This window comes from Deltaproteobacteria bacterium, from assembly GCA_016930875.1.
Classification (GTDB): domain Bacteria; phylum Desulfobacterota; class Desulfobacteria; order Desulfobacterales.
In genome coordinates this window covers 13,228-30,928 of record JAFGFW010000035.1, presented here as the reverse complement: position 1 = coordinate 30,928, position 17,701 = coordinate 13,228, and the positions used below count along the sequence as shown (strand labels likewise).

15 protein-coding genes are annotated in these 17,701 nt (G+C 51.7%); all 15 read right to left on the bottom strand.

Annotated features, from left to right (window positions below; all coding sequences use genetic code 11):
- Positions 1 to 12: 12 nt before the first annotated feature.
- Positions 13 to 1,056, bottom strand: coding sequence for a glycosyltransferase (locus JW883_03595; GenBank protein ID MBN1841352.1), 1,044 nt, complete (start codon positions 1,054 to 1,056; stop codon positions 13 to 15).
- A 77-nt stretch (positions 1,057 to 1,133) separates the two neighbouring features.
- The gene (locus tag JW883_03590; GenBank protein MBN1841351.1) at positions 1,134 to 2,585 is read right to left on the bottom strand and encodes a glycosyltransferase; all 1,452 of its coding nucleotides are present in this window, start codon (positions 2,583 to 2,585) and stop codon (positions 1,134 to 1,136) included.
- Positions 2,582 to 3,595: a glycosyltransferase gene (locus JW883_03585; protein ID MBN1841350.1), complete on the bottom strand. Its 1,014-nt coding sequence runs from the start codon at positions 3,593 to 3,595 to the stop codon at positions 2,582 to 2,584. The genes JW883_03590 and JW883_03585 overlap by 4 nt, the downstream gene beginning before the upstream one ends.
- Positions 3,588 to 4,403 carry a class I SAM-dependent methyltransferase gene (locus tag JW883_03580; GenBank protein ID MBN1841349.1) on the bottom strand — a complete coding sequence of 272 codons (816 nt, stop codon included), beginning with the start codon at positions 4,401 to 4,403 and terminating at the stop codon, positions 3,588 to 3,590. The genes JW883_03585 and JW883_03580 overlap by 8 nt, the downstream gene beginning before the upstream one ends.
- A 32-nt stretch (positions 4,404 to 4,435) precedes the next feature.
- Positions 4,436 to 5,560: a glycosyltransferase family 4 protein gene (locus JW883_03575; protein ID MBN1841348.1), complete on the bottom strand. Its 1,125-nt coding sequence runs from the start codon at positions 5,558 to 5,560 to the stop codon at positions 4,436 to 4,438.
- Positions 5,561 to 5,649: 89 nt separating this feature from the next.
- Positions 5,650 to 6,468 carry a class I SAM-dependent methyltransferase gene (locus JW883_03570; protein ID MBN1841347.1) on the bottom strand — a complete coding sequence of 273 codons (819 nt, stop codon included), beginning with the start codon at positions 6,466 to 6,468 and terminating at the stop codon, positions 5,650 to 5,652.
- Between the two features lie 17 nt (positions 6,469 to 6,485).
- Positions 6,486 to 7,496: a hypothetical protein gene (locus JW883_03565; protein ID MBN1841346.1), complete on the bottom strand. Its 1,011-nt coding sequence runs from the start codon at positions 7,494 to 7,496 to the stop codon at positions 6,486 to 6,488.
- A gap of 288 nt (positions 7,497 to 7,784) precedes the next feature.
- Positions 7,785 to 8,822: a glycosyltransferase family 4 protein gene (locus JW883_03560; protein MBN1841345.1), complete on the bottom strand. Its 1,038-nt coding sequence runs from the start codon at positions 8,820 to 8,822 to the stop codon at positions 7,785 to 7,787.
- A gap of 279 nt (positions 8,823 to 9,101) precedes the next feature.
- On the bottom strand, positions 9,102 to 9,515 hold the full coding sequence (locus JW883_03555; protein ID MBN1841344.1) for a sulfotransferase: 414 nt from the start codon (positions 9,513 to 9,515) through the stop codon (positions 9,102 to 9,104).
- Positions 9,516 to 9,785: 270 nt separating this feature from the next.
- Positions 9,786 to 11,660 (bottom strand): hypothetical protein, encoded by a 1,875-nt coding sequence (locus JW883_03550; protein ID MBN1841343.1) that lies wholly within the window; start codon positions 11,658 to 11,660, stop codon positions 9,786 to 9,788.
- 50 nt (positions 11,661 to 11,710) lie between these two features.
- Positions 11,711 to 12,535, bottom strand: coding sequence for a methyltransferase domain-containing protein (locus JW883_03545; protein ID MBN1841342.1), 825 nt, complete (start codon positions 12,533 to 12,535; stop codon positions 11,711 to 11,713).
- Positions 12,522 to 13,817: an ABC transporter ATP-binding protein gene (locus JW883_03540; protein ID MBN1841341.1), complete on the bottom strand. Its 1,296-nt coding sequence runs from the start codon at positions 13,815 to 13,817 to the stop codon at positions 12,522 to 12,524. Before JW883_03540 ends, JW883_03545 begins: the two co-directional genes overlap by 14 nt.
- Before the next feature lie 2 nt (positions 13,818 to 13,819).
- Positions 13,820 to 14,632, bottom strand: a complete 813-nt coding sequence (locus JW883_03535) for an ABC transporter permease (GenBank protein ID MBN1841340.1) — start codon at positions 14,630 to 14,632, stop codon at positions 13,820 to 13,822.
- 4 nt (positions 14,633 to 14,636) lie between these two features.
- Positions 14,637 to 15,761: a glycosyltransferase family 4 protein gene (locus tag JW883_03530; protein ID MBN1841339.1), complete on the bottom strand. Its 1,125-nt coding sequence runs from the start codon at positions 15,759 to 15,761 to the stop codon at positions 14,637 to 14,639.
- Positions 15,730 to 17,646 (bottom strand): asparagine synthase (glutamine-hydrolyzing), encoded by a 1,917-nt coding sequence (gene asnB / locus JW883_03525; protein MBN1841338.1) that lies wholly within the window; start codon positions 17,644 to 17,646, stop codon positions 15,730 to 15,732. The genes JW883_03530 and asnB overlap by 32 nt, the downstream gene beginning before the upstream one ends.
- Between the last annotated feature and the right edge of the window lie 55 nt (positions 17,647 to 17,701).

The following is a 17,701-nucleotide window of genomic DNA, read 5'->3' as shown; positions in this document are numbered from 1 at the left end:
TATTCTGGGAAATTAGAGATCCCCTGTGCTTTCCGTTACTGCCCATCGAGAAGGCTGGGACCGAAGCTTTCCAAGGACAAAGTATCCCAGGGGCTTCGCCATGTTCGCGACCATCCAGGGGGACCACGTAAACGCCTCCCGAAATACGCTGAGCGCTTCAGAAAAATTGCCGCTGTCTAAGTACCTCACAACCTGGCGGGCAAGTGCCATAGAAAACGCCATACGCCAGTTTCTGGAGACATGATAGGGCTGCATGCCGTCTGTCCAAATCCTTCTCAATACCTCGACATTCTCTTTGGCATGGCCAGTGCCGCCGGTTTGGCACTTGGTCTCGCCATATCTGCGTGAATACGCCAATACTCGCGGGACGTAACAGAACGAATCCGCACTGGGGTGTAACCAGGCACGAAGGAAAAACTCAAAATCAAGCGCGTAGTAAAGGGTCTCATCCAGGGGCCCGATTTCAGAAAAAAAGTCCTTGGATAGAAAAACTGCGGGTTGGGGCATAGACTTCCCAAGGAGCATGGTTTTCAAAGAATACCCGTTCATACTCTTCTTTGAGTGGGGCCGCAGAAAGACGTTTGTTGAAAGGGCATCTCCGTACACCATGCTTGATTTGCCTGCCTCATGCCACGCTTCGGCCACCGCAAAAAGCGCCTTTGGCGCGTAAACATCATCTGAATTGAGCCACCCCAGAATTTGGCCGGAACTCCATGTCCAGCCCTTGTTCACGGCGTGAGCCTGACCCCTGTCCTTTTCACTTACCCAATGGCTCAGCCAGCATTCGTACCTCCGGACGATTTCGACCGTGTTGTCTGTGCTGCCGCCGTCAATGATGATATACTCCAGATTCGGGTACGCTTGTAACAACACGGACCTAATGGCCTCCTCGATAAACTCTCCTTGGTTGTACGATGGCGTAACCACACTAATCTTCGGCCAAGGGCGCCCGTTGGGCATGGTCTCGGGAACTCGGGGGCTGTCCTTTGTCCATGGCCAGCAAGTCTTACCGTGCGGAGGCACTGGGAGGTCATTTGGAGTTCGACTGCACACCATTGTATCTCATTGTCTGCGAGTCTGTGACAGACCTTTGAAAAGATCTTTTTCGCCTACTAAACCCTTCCGGGTTGAAATTATGGCGTCGAACCGGGAGTCTCCAATAAGGTTGTCTGGGTAAGGACCGAGGATTTGGGGCTGTGTGCCTCAACGATTTCTTCATACCACTGTAGATACGTGTCCACCTGTCTGTTGAGATCAAAACGCCTACGAGCATCGCGAGCTGCATTTTCACCCATGCGATGCCGTGAAGTGTTGTCTTCCAGCAGCCACTCAAGGGCTCCGGCCATGTGACTTCCTTCTCCGGATGGCACCAAAACTCCTGTGGCCTCATCAACGGAGAATGTGTTGAATTCATCATCTTCATCTCTTTGAGATACGGCACTGCATCCTTTCACCTGTTCTGGAATGCCCCCGACAGCAGTAGCCAAAACCGGGATACCGCAACCAAGGGCTTCCAGAACCGCAGACGGGAATGTGTCGGTTCGGGAAGGGTGCATGTAAATGTCGGCCGCCTGGTAATAAAGTGCGAGTGCATCAGGCCGCTTTTCACGCGGGAGGTAGTGAAACTGTGCTAGCCCAACACGCGTCTGTCTTTCATCACGGCCGAGCACAATAGTCCATATTGCCGTCTGGGGGAGACGATCGGAAACCTTTGCAATGGCATCTTCCATCGCCTCGTAATCTTGCCATATATTTCGCCGCTTCCCCTTGGCAGTAGAAAGGAGCAGCCGCACGCCCTCCGGTATCCCCAGGGCCTGCCGTGCAATATGACGATCACCTGGGCAAAACACGGAGAGGTCTATACCATTTGGGATGACCTTGGCATCGACGACTGCCGGCGCCAGGATGGATTGCTCCACCTTACGCATAAGCCAGCGGGATGGCGTGGCCACATACACTCGGCTAAAAGCATAAATCCGGCGTTTTCGCTGCCAGTTCTCAGCCGTAGCATCCCGAGAAACGGCTGGGGGAATCGTCAAGTCCGGACAATGCCCGCATCCCATTTCCCAGCGCTCACAGTCAAAGGAATGGGCGCAGTGTCCGCCTAGAAGCCAGGCGTCGTGCAAAGTCAAGAAAACAGGGAATTGAGCGCTGAACCATGGCAGCCTTCGTAGGTCGAAATACCGACCGTGGAGGTTGTGGCCATGCAGTAGATCTGGCCGAGCCGGCAAAAGATCCAAGAGCTTACCCGTCCCAGGAAAATCAAAGTCTTCACTACCGGCTCTAATCGAATGCCATCTACGGGTCTGGCCCACTGGACCCATCAGAAGTCTGCGAAGCAACCCCGCCCCTTTGATCCTCTCTCTCAGCGGACCAAGAAAATCTCCCATCCGGATGAATAACCGGGCCCAGGCATCTCTACTGGCATCGTTAGGGATCGGAAAGACGTTGGGATCGTTCGATCCCTTGTGCCCCACGGCAAGCCACGACCTGTGCCCGCGGCCTCGATAACTTTCAAACAGGTTCCACGCAATTCTCGCAGCTCCTCCAAAGTCATCAAAGGCGTTGACTTGCAGAATGTTCATTTTTTGCTCAAGTTGGGAAAAAATGGGAGTGCGAAGGTGGGCTCAAGAATGGCTAGACGCATCAGAGTGGTCATCCATCCCTGTTGCAAAGGCCGATGAAAAATAATGCGAGCCGCCCTTGCCGCTACGTCACGTTTCAGTCGCCTGCCGCTTGGCTCTGAGTCGCAGCGGTCCATGAACTTCTCAAACATGTTGAGATACAGGTTGGCTAATGCGACACGTTTTCCTGCAACTTCACGGGTGCTATAATCGCCCCCAATAAAGAGTCTACCCAATTCACTAATTCTCTCCGGGTTGACGATGAAGTCGGGTAGCTGTTCTCGGATCGTTCGCACGGCAATGATATCATGGTTCTGTAACTGGCTCTTCCGCTGTTTCCTAGTCACATTGTCACACAAACGGTATCGAATAAGCCGTTCGCCCAGATTCGCACCACGTGTGTGCTGGAGCATCCGGGTCCAGAGGTCGTAATCCTGCGCTGTCTCAAAGGTCTCGTCATACTTCAGGCCGTTGCTAACCAGGATGCCACGTCGAATCATCACCGTAGAATGTATAAAAGGATTTCCAAGAAGGCTGACCCAGCGGACCGCGAGGTCAGTTTCCGGCATGGTGCTGGATCCGACACGTCGACCTTCTGAATCGATGTTGTCGCAGGAGCAACCCAGAATGCCAATCTCTGGATGTGCTCTAAGAAAAGACACCTGCTTTTCCAATCGCTGAGGCACGGAGATGTCGTCAGCATCCATCCGCGCCACATATTCGCTCTTTGCCGCGGCTAACCCTCTGTTCAGGGAGTATGTCAGGCCCCTGTTCTTCTGGTTATGCAGAAGCAAAATCCTCGAATCATCATAGCTTTCCAGGATGGCCCGCGACGCATCGGTCGAGCTATCGTTTACAATGACAAATTCGAAGTCAGCAAAGGTCTGGTTGAGCATACTTTCGACTGAATCACGCAAATAGCGTTCCCCATCGTAAACACTCATCAGTACGCTCACCATAGGTTCAGCCACGTGCGACCGCCTCTGCCCAAATCTCTCCCCATCGAACCTCTCTGTGGGAAAGAATGAGTCCTGCTGAGCCCAATTCTTCGTCAAAGGACTCCACGGCATATTCAATTTCATGGGTCGGATCTAAGCGCCATTCCATGCCCAACTCGCGCTTCAAAGGAACACGCCAATCCCGTTCGAAGAGGGGCACGCGGATCAGAATGCGTGAGGGTTTCGCTGCTTCTTTCAGACGACGAAGAAATGCCGAACGCTCCTGCAAATGCTCTAGTACATTGGACAGGATAACAACGTCAAAAGGTCCATCGAGAGCATCCTCCAAGACATTGCCAACACGGTATTCAACCCGGCGATGGCTTCGGCGTTTTCTGGCCTCTTCAATAGCCCGGGCGTTGAAATCTATGGCCACGACCTGGGCTCCGGCCCGCTCAGCTACATCATAGGCCACAGCGCCTACGCCACATCCCACGTCGAGTACTCTCTCGCCCTTATGGATTCTGGAAATGAAGAACTCGTGATACCCGATGTGGCGATGCTTGGTGTGGAGGCCGCCACCATATTCCACGGCCTTTTGTCCCTGGAGGGCATAGAACCTTGAATCCAATCGAAACAAGAACCGAAGGGCCTCATCCGCCGCCAAACGCCCCGCTCTTTTTTCAACAAGGCCACAGATAGCACGCTCCAACCAGGAAACGGGCAGGCCAGCCACGCACCCAGTCACGACCCGTGAAGCCAGGTCCATGAGCCGACGAATTGTGAATCTGGCAACTCGACGCAAGGATAAATCTAATAATTGACTTGTACGATGAGGCATCAGTTTTGGCACCATTCGCTGGCCACGGAGCTTTACCCGATCAGCTCCTCCAACAAGCTCAGCTCCATATCTACAATCTTGTCCAGCGCAAAGTGTTCCACTGCGAACTCTCTGGCATTCCGCCCAAGACGTAACCTCAGATCCGCATCGGCCATCACGTCTGCAATGGCTTCCCGGAGTGCCTCAGGAGAGGTGTCACACGAATAGCCAGTCTGGCGGTGTTCAATGAGTTCCCGGATGCCATATACATCCGTCCCTATGACCGGCAGTCCACAGGCCATGGCTTCAATGAGTGCCTTTGGGTGATGTTCTATGTGAGAAGGCAAAATAAAGACAGAGGCATTGCTCAAGTAGGTGGGAAGCTCGTTGTTCGGCACATTGCCTATGAATCGGACCGGCAATAGTTTTTTCTGTGCTTGGGCTGTGAGCCGATCTTTCAAACTGCCGCCGCCAATGATATGCAGTTCAATGTCCAGCCCCTCAACGGCATTCAGCAACGCTTCAACATTTTTCTCAGGTTCCAGTCGTCCGACATAGCACAACAGCTTCGGCTCCTTTGAACTTGATGAGGGCTTGAATCGCTTGACATCAACGTAGTTCGGGATGACCCTCACTTTGCTGCCTTCAACACCATAACTGTCGACCACGGTGCGCCGCATCATGGGTGTTGTAACGACAACACGATCTGCGCCTCTAAAGACCGTCTCCTCCAGCTCTTGAGCGCGTTGGATCTCACTGGGCCCCATGTCCTGACGTGTCTTGGCTATGTTGGAAGGCAGGTAACCACAGCGGGCGATGAACTTCTTACCACAGTTCTGGGCGGCTCTCAGTGCCACGTCTGATCCTGGAATCTGATTGCTCTTAACCAGTACGTCTTTACCCCAAAAACGGGGGTACACTTGTGACAAAAGACGCATGTACCAATGCTTTGACAGGTTCCATCTGTTGCAAACGACGTCTATTCCCCCCAACTGTCTGGCATAGAGAAGGTCTCGGCGGTCTCCGTAGGTCACGAACTTGACGTCCCCCAACTTCGGGAGGATCGCTTTGTAGAGGGCAACTTCACGGTCGAGGGAGCCTATCGTGTCCCAAGTTCGCAGCGATATACCTGACGTAAAGAAGAGGACAAGACGCATGGCTACAGGGCAACCTTGCATTCCAGAATCCCACTTCCTTCCCATGCCTTTAGGAAAGGCCTATTTCAAGGAAGAAGACCAATCGGTGCATATCCCATCTCGTAGATCGCCTACTTCGCATGTTTTTTCCCCACCACGAGGAGCATGTGGCCTACACGTTGTGAAAATCCTGGACAATGCCTGAACAGAATCTTAAGCAGTCGCTTGAGGCGCGATCCCACATAGCGCCACTCCAGTATGCGACGAAGCCCCGGGATTTCATCTTTCAAACCCTTGAACGGGTCATAGCTCACGGTATCAACGACTTCAAAGCCACAATCCTTCATCAGATCGTTGAACTCTCTTTCCGTAAAGGCATATTGATAAAACTGGAGGCCTTCTGTAGCACCTCGGTAAAGTCGGAATCTAGCCTTCAAACGGCGCAAAGGGTTGAAACATGGCACAGAGACCAATGCAACGCCACCGTGTTTCAAGACGCGCCAAGCCTCATTTAAGAAGATGTCAGGCCCCTCCCTGCGGTGCTCGACTACCCCCAGAGAGATGTAACCTCCATAGTACCCGTCTGGCACATCGAGACGAGTAACATCACCAACTCGGATCGGCAGATCCGGCCGGCAGTCTTTTACCAATTCCACCGTGGCCGATGCCATTTCAACGCCTTCTGTCTCGTATCCGCGCGTCCTCAATGCCAAAACAAGATGCCCGAGACCACACCCCGCCTCTACAATAAGGCCTTGACGCGGCAGCCAAACAGTGAAGGGCATCTCGAACCACTCTGCCAGCCACCCCCTTTCAGCCTTGCCATAGATATCGGCTGAAAAGTGATTGTGCCAGTGCTGTTCCCAAAAGCCCACATCCGCTGTGTGCATATGGTAAACAAGGCGTCCATTTTCAACACAACGGCTGGCTTTGTAGGTGGGCTGTCCCACGGAGTTGCCCCTTATCTCTAGCTAAGCTGGTTGAACAGTCTAATGTATTGCTCCACAATGCGCTCAGTTCTGTATGCTTCCATTGTCTGGCATGCCTCATGGGACCATCGAGCCAAAATATCTCTATCGTTTACAACCTCGTTGAAAGCCGCTTCCCAGTCTTCCATGGAGGACGACAAACGCCCACCAGTCCCGTTTCCCAGCAGTTCTTGATAAGACGGCACAGGAGAAGCTATGGCCGGAACGCCCTGCGCCATGAAGACCCCGATCTTGAATGAACTATGCCCTTGATTATATGGATCATTGACCTTGCGATGAACAACGCAAACCTCGCCCTCTAAGATGGATGTGGGAAAGAGTTCGTACCGCCATGGCACAAAGTGATACTGGACATTCCGTTCCCATATCCATCCGGATGACTTCAGACCCGGATCGCGATCCGAAATGATCACCAGTTCCATACCCATCCGTTGAAGAAGAGGGAGGATAGGCTCCAGTTCTCGGGCCTTGGAAGCCGTTCCGCTCCAGATGGCACGGAGTCTCGGCCGGTAAAAATCTCTAACTGGCTTGCGGTAGCAAAAGTGTCGATGGTCAATGGAGTCGGGCAGATACTCAACCCAGGAGTGAAATTCCCGCGCTCTCTCAGCGATGTAGGCTGAAGCACACGTGACTGTGTCGGCCATCTCAATCATGCGTCGTGCTTCTGAAACTTGTTTGGCAGTTGTCCCATACCCGCCGTCGAAGAGTCCAGTTTCGTCAAAGTAGTTCACGCATAGGTCAAAAACGATTCTCTTCCCTTTCTGCTTCATCCGCCGAGCTAGGTTATAGGCTTGCTCGTCCTGCCAGCGCACGAACACGGCTATCTCTGCCTCATCATCACTCTGATTTACTGCGCAACGGATGTTCCGCTGTTCCAGATAGGGGATTAACTGCTGGCAGCGGATCCACACCGAGGCCGGCATATTGTTATAGTCACGGTAGCTGACAGGAATGAACCAGACAACACGATCCATTAGTTCACTTGCCATCGGTCCAGGAGATCGTAAATCGCTCCTGAACTGTTTAGGGTTGTCAGACTGAGCTCCAGGACGGACATCCAAGCGTGGCAGAATCAAGTGGGCAGGTCTTGCCTTTGGCAGGTTCCTGACATCCATACAAACAAGTGGAAGTGGCTTTTCTTAGGTTCCCAGGATATGAAAAAAGGCTAATAATGTCCGCCAACCTTCCGTCTCGCAGGATATCGACTCGGGTGTTTTGACGACATTACCTGTTCGCACAAGCCTCATCGTCAAATCGGAGACCACGCGGAGGAGGTTTCAACGTTTCAATATACCATGCAAAAGCCGTAGCAAGGGCCTTACCATAACTCGGGCATACTGACTGATTTCTTCCAAGGGACTCTTTACGACGGGATATCCTTTGAGATACAATCGCAGTAGCATTGCCCGCGTCGGCACTGGATGCCGTTTCGCCTCCAACATGGCTTCAAGATATTGGGGAAAAATCCGATGAGGCGAGAATTCTCGGACCGCCCTCTCCCGTGCAGCTGTGGATAGCTTTTTCCGCTCTGCCACGATCATCACAAGCTGCTGGCGGAAACCATGGTCTGAAAATATGACTCCGCACTCGCCCACAAGTTCTGGCGTCCCACCACTGTCCTTATACAGGACCGGCAACCCGCTTGCCATTGCCTCCAAAACAACATTCGGACAGGGGTCATTCTCTGCCAAATGCAGGAAGATGTCACAAGACCGCATGGCAGCCGCCAGTTCCGATCTCTCTAGATGGCCCAAAGACTGAATGTTTGGCAATCGCGGCAAGTTTGGATAATGTCCACATAGTACGAAAAAGACATCAGGATTCTTCTGGGCCAACTCGCCGATTTTCCAAGTACCCTTTTTCGGATTCATGCTAAACGCGGCATTGCAGACTTTCGTCTCGCCTTTCAGGGGATAGAACGGACCATCAGGACAGAACACGTCCACGTCAACCGGATTATAGATGATGGGGCCATCTCCTTGAACGACGGTGAACTTGTTTGTTGTGCTGTATTTCGAATACACACTTTGAAAAATAGTGACATCGGCTAACATATTCACCCGAGCCTGAAGGTGATCTGCATCGTCAAATCGTCCATAGTCTTGAGCAGACCCATCGACGCGGTGCACCACCCGCAGCTGAGGTCGCCTCGCCTTCACTCGCTTTATTTCTTCGTACGGCACAACCCATGAATTGGTGAACAAAACATCATAGCGATCCTCCATGTCCTCCGTGTAAGGGATGTTTTTCTCTTTCAGATACCTCTTAAGATTGGCCACAAAGGTGTGCCGACCGCCTTCTGGTCGATAGGGCATGGGAACACAGATCTTCTTCCGTAGGGGCGTATCCCCTCTTTTGTCAGGCCGACTGCTCACCATTCGTAACCCAGGCGAAGACCCACTTCTCTTAGTTCCTGTTCAGCAAATTCACGCATCTGTTCGGGCAGCGCCTTGTATTTGTAGTTTCGACTTGAGAAGAACTACTTCGCACGTGTATCGTCCCCCGTCCACGAGACTCCCATAAACTCAAACATCCGTGTGAGAACACTCACCGCGTTTTCACAAAGGTCTTCATAGGCTATCTTCATGTAATGGTCACCACGAAGCAGTACCGAATTGTCCAGATGATATTCCAAAGCGCCCTTGAGCTGCAAAACCCGATGGCAAAAAAGACTCGTATGTATTCCACCATGGCCCTTCCGTCGCAGCGTCAGCCCGAGCAACTATCTCGTCATAGGAGTATCCCGCAAGGTCTTCTCCTTCCAGAGGTGGCGGCTGCCAATAGAATTTGCCATCTGACTGTTTGGCATAGTAAGGATGACGGTGGTAACCAGACGTAAGGTGATGATAGCCTTTTGCCTGCCACCATGATTTCAAAATCGCTCTCGGATCCCGATATAGGAAGAGTATTTTCGCCTCCGGGAAGATTTGTCTTAGAGCCAGTATGCGGACACAGTTCTTAAGCGTTTTTACAAAAAGCACCTTCCCGGGCCGCATAAAGGAGTACACGCGGAGCTTGCTTTCAGACCTTTGCCAAAAGGAAAGGTCTTGCGGTTATCCTACGTCGGTCCCCTTCCGTTGCGTAGTTACTTCAAAAGCACCCCAGCATTCACGATTAGCCTTCCTCTTATCGACTGTGTCGGGTTGTGTGACTCCCGGTTGAGACAGTAAAAAACGCGAGAGGGCGGTTGTCCCTGACCTTTGAAGTCCAACACAGAAACATATCTTCTTCTCAAACCACATGATTTCTTTCAACCTCCACGCAGGTCACGGCCATCTCTACCCTTCTATCCACCTTTGGATTGCCCGACCCACGCGGGCCATGCCCCAACCGGCAAGCCATGGCAAGATCCTCAACCACCCAGTCCTGTCCAACACCGCGCTGAGCTCGGATCCCCATTGTTCACATTTACCCTTTGACCCAACCTCGCTCACAAGTCTCTTCCAGGCCCAATACGCCTCGGGAGGATCAAAAGCATCCATGAACTCCCCTACTTCCAAGTCCAATTTTCGGTCCCCCAAGAGCTCCCCTTTTTCCTGCCAACCTTTGAGATTCAGAAGTATATCCACATCCTCGCGAAACATCCTCGCGTCCAACGTAACCCTTTGGTGATGAACAAGCCCAGCCTGAAGCCCCCACAGTGCCACCTGGAAATCTCTGTCCTCTCTGGGCTGGTTGCGCCAGAAGGCCCTTAAATGGGAGACGTGTTTTCTGTGCTTGCATGCGTGAACGAGTGCTTTTCGATAAATGTCTCTGTAATACTGTTCGTAGTCATGCAAGCCGATGGCTGTGGCCTCCTGAACCCAAGGAAATCCCAATTCTCCCATGGCCTTGATGACAGAAGTCTCCGGCCGCATGGTCACAGTGTCTTCTGGAATGAAGTCGAGAGCCTGACGAAGCAGACGCGTTCTGTAAAGATGGTTCCCAGCCGGCTTTGGACCTCCGAAAAATTTGTCCAAGACATTATATTGTATCTCGAAGGTCTTTTCGTCCGATTGGGCTGCTGCGCGCAGGAATTCTCTTACCGCCCCCTTTCGAAGCAGTACATCGGCATCCACGCAAAGGGTCCATGGACGCCCCCTTTCCAGGCCTATCTTAAATGTCTCGGCTAACGCCTTTGCAAAGGGATACTCCCTGATGACAACTATGTTTTGTTCAGGGACCTGTTGTGCAAGGGAGCGAAAACAAGCCTTTTCAGTGCGCTCGCCACAGCTGCGAATGACTATCGTTATTATCTCCGGTCCCGGGGCGGTCCCGGTGACCGCGATGGTACCCTCCTTCTTCTCAAGATCTTGATTTCGAGGTCTTTGTTTTTCTTTCTCCTTGAGAAGTGTGTCGACTCGGAATTCGTAGCCCAGCCTTCCAGCCATGGGGGCAACGGACATTTCAAATTCCCTCTTTTCCGCCTCCGTCCAATCGGTAATACTTCTGCCGCCAGGCAACGCATTTGGCCTTGCTCGCGCTACGTTTTCATAAGCTTCCGCGCCCATCCTGCTCTCAAAGCCAAGAAACGCAGCTATGTCCAGATAGGTCCTGTAACTCAGTTCCTCCAGTTTTACCACACGCCATTGCGATTCGGGTATTGCCGCAAATTGTTGAAGAACCCTTTCGTTAAGGACGTTCCAGAACCAAGAGAGCTTTCCCACACGAGTCATTTCTGTCCATATTTTGAAGGCTTCCCCAGAGGGCACGATTCGCCCCAGGAAGTGCTGAAATCTATCACACTCCTGATACCCGAGAGCCTGATGCAGATTCGACCTGAATATCGGTTCACGGTACCAGCCTTTGCGAAGGTATGAATTCACCACCTTTTCCGGGCTTCTCACCAAAAGGACGAACTTCGCTGCAAATCGGCTGTGGAGTTCTTCGACAGACAGAGACAGGTGGGCACTGGCTTCAAAAGAAAAGATTTTCTCTTTCAGATCCGCCTCTATCTCTTTTCCCTTCGTGTGCAGGAAACCCTCATCGTCCACGGGCAGTCCATACCACTTGCAGTACCGATGAAAGCTCTCGTTCAGCCGATTTCGTTCATGGGCGTGGGCCACATCTGGCTCTAACTCAATCACTCTTGAAAGAAATGTGGTGCCACAACGGCCAGTGCCAACGGCAAAGCCAACCCTGTTCGCCGATCTAATCGATTTTTTACTTGCCATGTTGCCTCATAAGGAACATTGCCAAAACCGTCCCGTCCACAGGCAATACTCTATGTTAGAAATGATGTCGGGTCCTCCTTTGGAGGAGCGTAGCTCTTCAGGGCCGCCCTCAAGGGACTCCACTTTCTGCTCCTTGCAGGAATGTTTCCTATCCATTGAGGTCTCGGCTTTTTGTAAACTAGAAGGACTACGGTCCAACACAGGGCCGGCGGCATGGCCACGCTGAACATGATGGAGGAGATCAGTCTGCCAAGAGGGCCTTTGGGAGTCGGGTTGTAGCTTAACGTAAGATGTAGTCCCACGCTGTCAGCCAGAAGAAGACCCGCCTCCCTCAAAACCTGCAGCCTTTCCAGCATGGTAAGTTCACCAGGATGTTTCCGAAGCTTGTTTCGCCAAGGTTGCCCTTTAAACAGAAAGTCTATGCGCGACTTTAGATGGGCCATATTCGGAACCGAGACCAGAGCAAAGCCGCCTGGCTTCAGGAGTCGTTCCAGGCTACGAGCTGCATTGAGCTGGAGATGGAGCGGGACATGTTCAAGAACGTCAAGGCATATTACTGCATCAAAGGCCGCGCCATGAAAAGGCAAAGCAAGAATATCCCCTTTCACCATTCTCCCATTGGAAAAGGGCGCATATGGATCGACTCCGACAATGTTCTTGAATCCGCGTTCCACCAGCCCTTCGACCAGGGCTCCCTCTCCTCCACCGACATCAATAATGGAGGCTTCTTCAGGGAGGTGTGCAGATAGGACTTCCTGAACAATGTGAAGTCTCCTGAAGTATCTTGGGAGCCACGTGGGTGGCATCCTCAATTCAGCATGGTAGGCTCCACAAACGCTGTACTCGTTGCTGCCCGTATTCCTATCCCTTCTCACTGGGGTCTCCTACCCTATGTCTTTGTGACTCGCCAATATGTGTCCGGAATGAACCTTCCGAAAACTTCCATTCTGAATCAGTATGCACCATCCCAAATGAGTTCTTGTTTACGATCGAGTGTTCGACAGAGAAATTCGCCAAGTTCTGGCCGGAATATATCTTTCGCGAGTCTTGCGACTTCACAGTGATACCCACCGAGTAGACCCCCGGGAGAAGACTGAGATTAGGGATAAAGAGTTCAAAAAAGCCGTTGCCTTCTAGACAGACTGGCAGTTGATAGTTGTGTCCTGTGCCCATACCTAACAGCTTGATCATATCGCTTGTAAGCACGGTGACACCGATTACGGGCCTAACGATCCGTTCCTCGGCGTTGAAATGGACTCGGATACGTATAGAATCGAGGGTCCTCACCAACTGGACTGATCGCTTCTCCTGATCCATAATCTCCACGGCTTTGATCTCCAGTTCGCCAGAACTCTCCCACGTTGCCACTTCCGACAATGCCCGATGCTCCGATCTCATGCCGTCCGAAGCACTCATTCTGTAATAGCGGAGGCAGACTCTTCCGGGAGAACCCATCTCTACAGGGTGGCCATTGTCGAGGAAAAGCACTTGGTCGCAAATCCGCTCGACTTGTCTCATGTTGTGTGAAACAAACAATGTGGCGGCCCCCTCTTTTCTCAGTTCTTCAAAGCGTCTGTAACATTTTCTTTGGAAACCCAAATCTCCTACAGCTAGCACTTCATCGACCAGCAGGATCTCCGCATCCACACTCACAGCCACGGCAAACCCTAGGCGAGCGAGCATTCCACTGGAATACTTCCTGACAGGACGGTCAAACCACTCACCCAATTCGCAAAAATCCACGATTTCGGCCATCTTCGCCTCGATTTCATTCCGACCAAGCCCCATGACAGCTCCCAGCAGTCGAACATTTTCGCGCCCCGTCAGTTCTTTGTGGAGGCCGGCATTGAGTTCAATCATGGCGAATAGCCGACCCCGGACCTCTATCCTCCCAGTTGTGGGGGGGGTGACCCCGGCTAACACCTTCAGTAGGGTGGATTTGCCTGCGCCATTGCGTCCAATGATGCCGAGAGTCTCGCCAGCCTTCACCTGAAGGCTGATGTCTCGGAGCGCCCAAGGACCGTCATCTGTGTTTCGGATTGCGGATTGCGGATTGCGGATTGCGTGAAACCAGTTGATGCCCTTTCTCATCACGGCAGGCACGGGAAGCCCATAACGCTTCCAGAGCCCATCAATTCGAATAGTAACATCGTTCATGACTACAGCACATCCGCGAAGTATTGGGACATGTGACGAAAAAGGAGCCACCCTGTTGCCCAAACCACCACAACGCCGAGCAACGAGATGAACAAAAGCCCAAGATCTGGCGCCATGCCCTTGACAATAGTCGTCCTGAATCCTTCAATGATCCCGACCATGGGGTTGAGGCTGTAAAGGAATTGCCACCGCTCAGGCACCTTGCCGATGGGATACATAATAGGCGTTACCAGTAGCCAGAACTGCATCAAAAGCGGCATGGCGAAGAGAACATCATGTCTGTATGTGCCTACAGCGGCCACTCCGAATCCAATACCCAAAGCCAAAAGGCCTACTAGCAGCACCAGAACTGGCAGCCAGAGTATGCAAATCCCTATGGGGACTCGAAACCAGATCATCATCCCAACCAGAATAAGAGACGAAATAAAGAAATCAACGAGCGAGGTGACCACGCCAGCGAGGGGGAATACCTCGCGGGAAATGGCAATTTTTTTTAGGACTCCGGCATTGGATGAGATACTGGGGCCACACCGAATAACCGAGTTAGAAAAAAAGGTCCACGGCACCAAGGCGCTGTAAGTAAAGATCACGTAAGGCACACCTTCGCTGGAAATATCAAGAACCCCTCGCAAAAAAGTAAAGATAACCATGTAGAATAGTGGCTGAAAAACTGCCCACGCAGGCCCGAGGAGTGACCGGCGATAGCGCCCTTTTAATTCACGCGTGACCAGAGCCCACAGAAGGTTGAAAAATCTGTGCAACTCTACCCTGGAGTCCGTGGGGCAAATATACACGGCATCTGCTTCTGACTTCATTTCCTCAAACCGCCACACCTACATGTCTCAAAGTCTCTATGAACCTCTTGTCCCAATCAAAGGTGTAAACGAGGCGTCGCTTTTCACATAATTTCCGCCACAGAACCAATTTCTCCTCTTTCTTTGACGATACAAGCTTTTGACTCAGTTCTTCTCTATCTTTGGAATCAAACAGAAGTTCCTCATAGTGCAGGATCTCTTTGATCTCAGGAATGCGACTTCCCAGACAAGGCACCCCGAGTCCCAATGCCTCAAGCAGGGAAAGGGGACATCCTTCACTCACGGAGGGCAGCACAAAAAGATCTATGGATCTAATAACATCGCACCCATCTGCTCTCCATCCCGTAAAGATGACCCGATCAGGGATTCCCAGATTCTCTGCCAGGGCCTCCAGCTTTTGCTTTTCGAAAAGATCCCGTGTGGAGATATCCCCGACAATGATCAACAGGGCATTCTCAAGTTGAGCCCGAGAAAAGGTCCTGATCAAAAAGCCAATATTCTTACCCTTGGTAAAAACGCCAGATGTTGCAATGAGAAATGTGCCAGCCGCGACACGGATTTCCTTCCTGAAATCCGACCCCGACATCTCCGATACTTCTATGTTGTTGGGGAGAACCTCAATCCTTGAGTGAGGATATCTGTGCTCCAAATCTTTTTTTATGCTGCTGTTGATGGTCAGAATAACGTCAGAAATCGAAAAAGATAGGTGCTCGTACAGTGCCTGCAACTTGACTAGAGACAATGGCCTGCCGATCACGAGAGAGTAATCTGTGTCGCGGGCATGAATGTAAGTTATCAATGTTGTTTTGTTGAGCATCTTGGTGAGGCAACTGACAAAGGCGTAGTATGAACCCACAGCGAACACCATGCCTATGTTTAGTTGCCTGCACAAGCAACAGGCATGAAACATAGCGCACACGGTAAAAACAACCCAGAAGAACATACTGTCTGTATCTCTAAAGGGAAGCTTCATGACGTGCGCAACGATATTTTTGTGACGAACCGGCAATATCTCCGTGGAGATATAATGCACCTTGTGTCCGGCCTCTGCCAGAGCTTTGTATGATCGATACAAGCGCTTGCAAAACCCGCCCGGCTTATGCTTGTAGTAAATACCCAGAATGTTCACGGTTTTTCCACAAGGCGTACATCAACAATGCCCAGATTTTGTGAGAATGATCGGCCCTGCCCTTCCAGTGTTCGCTCAGGAATCCCTCTGCCACTGCCCGATCGAAAGGCGCCTCTCGGTCCAACAGGTGCTCACGCACCAACGGCTTGAGATCTCTCTTGAACCATCTTGCCAGGGGGACCATGAATCCGTGTTTCTTCCTGTGGATGATGTGATGAGGAAGCTTGTTCTTCATGGTCCGCTTTAGGAGATATTTTGTAGCCAAACCGTTTAGCTTCTGCTCGATAGGCAGCCTTGCCACAAATTCCACGAGTCTGTGATCCATGAACGGCGATCTTACTTCAAGAGAATGTGCCATACTCATCCGATCGACCTTGACCAGTATGTCATCAGGAAGATAGGTATGAAGATCAGTCCACATCATCTGGGATATGGCATCAAGATGATTCCCCGAAAGGGCATACTGCCTGACCTGGTCAAAGGATCCCTCATAACCAGTTACATTTGTCTCCCAACCCAAAAGTCTCCGCCTAAGAGAGCGATCAAAAATCTGAGGTAAAACATCAAGCCGGTTATTTTCCAACCTGCATGCCTGTTCAATTACGAGTTTGATCTGTTTGATGAGGCTTTTTCCATAATATTGGCTGCCCACGTTGAACCTCGCGAGAAGTCTCTCTATCACTCCTTTTCTAATGACTTGCGGGAGGAGGAAATAATACTCAAGGATTTTTCTCCCCAGATACCGGTTATAACCACAAAGGAGCTCATCGCCACCGTCCCCTGAAAGGGCCACCGTCACCTGTTGACGCGTCGCCTGGGCAAGGTGATAGGTGGGAATGGCGGAAGAATCAGCAAAAGGCTCCCCGAAATGCCTCGCCAGCTTTGGCAAAAGCTCCCGGATGGAGAAGTTGACCGTGTACTCTCGATGTTCGGTCCCGAAAAGGCTGGCCACCTCCCTCGCGTGAGAGCTTTCATCATATGATGCCTCAGAAAACCCTATGGCAAAGGTCTTGACGCCTTGACCCATCTCGCCGACCATCTTTGAAACAATGGCCGAGGAATCTAGCCCCCCACTCAGGAAGACACCCAACGGGACGTCGCTTTCCAACCTCAGGCCCACCGCTTCAGAAAGGATGGCGTCAAACTCCTCCACGAAATCCTGATGTGTGGCGCGGCAAGATGAAGCCGTTGGAAAGGGCACATCCCAATACCGCTCAGTCGATATCTTTCCATCCCTTATCAACATCCGGAAGGCAGGCGGCAGCTTCCGAATCCTTTTGTAGGGAGTTCTATCACCCAGTATGTATCCGTACTTGAAATAGCAATCTATCGCCTCCTTATCCGTTGCAAGATCCAGTCTCGACAATTGAAGGATGGCGCTGATCTCCGAGGCACAGGCAAAAAAACGGGCGTCTGAGTAATAATAAAGGGGCTTTTGTCCCATTCGATCCCTGGCCAGAAACATGGTTTCTTCCGGCCCATCCCACAAGGCCAGGGCAAACATGCCTCGCAGATGATCAGCGCACCCTGGCCCGAATTCCTCGTAAAGATGTGGAATAACCTCTGTGTCTGATTGGGATCTGAAACGATGCCCCTTCTTGATCAAGGACTGGCGAAGGGCCTTGTGATTATATATCTCTCCGTTGCAGACCACTCTGATAGAACCATCCTCGTTCGACATTGGCTGACGGGCGGCCGGGGAGAGGTCAATAACGCTCAACCGCTGATGGCCTAGTCCAACCCACGCCTTGCGCTCTTGCTTATGTTCATTCTTGTGCGTGATATACATGCCGCTATCATCCGGCCCCCGATGTTGCAGTGCCCGACACATTCTGGCGACATCTTCCGCCTCCACCTTCTGGCCGTCAAATCTTAGTATTCCCACAAAGCCGCACATCTTCGCGTCGTCATTCGTTCCGTTCGAGACCTTTGCCCAGCTC

What these genes read in the sequence shown, in the direction of transcription:
- JW883_03580 (MBN1841349.1), bottom strand. Translation starts at nt 4,403, where the DNA reads ATGCCTCATCGTACAAGTCAATTATTAGATTTATCCTTGCGTCGAGTT.
- JW883_03540 (MBN1841341.1), bottom strand. Translation starts at nt 13,817, where the DNA reads ATGAACGATGTTACTATTCGAATTGATGGGCTCTGGAAGCGTTATGGG.
- JW883_03590 (MBN1841351.1), bottom strand. Translation starts at nt 2,585, where the DNA reads ATGAACATTCTGCAAGTCAACGCCTTTGATGACTTTGGAGGAGCTGCG.
- JW883_03565 (MBN1841346.1), bottom strand. Translation starts at nt 7,496, where the DNA reads ATGGCAAGTGAACTAATGGATCGTGTTGTCTGGTTCATTCCTGTCAGC.
- JW883_03560 (MBN1841345.1), bottom strand. Translation starts at nt 8,822, where the DNA reads ATGCCCTATCGACCAGAAGGCGGTCGGCACACCTTTGTGGCCAATCTT.
- JW883_03550 (MBN1841343.1), bottom strand. Translation starts at nt 11,660, where the DNA reads ATGGCAAGTAAAAAATCGATTAGATCGGCGAACAGGGTTGGCTTTGCC.
- JW883_03575 (MBN1841348.1), bottom strand. Translation starts at nt 5,560, where the DNA reads ATGCAAGGTTGCCCTGTAGCCATGCGTCTTGTCCTCTTCTTTACGTCA.
- JW883_03595 (MBN1841352.1), bottom strand. Translation starts at nt 1,056, where the DNA reads ATGGTGTGCAGTCGAACTCCAAATGACCTCCCAGTGCCTCCGCACGGT.
- JW883_03535 (MBN1841340.1), bottom strand. Translation starts at nt 14,632, where the DNA reads ATGAAGTCAGAAGCAGATGCCGTGTATATTTGCCCCACGGACTCCAGG.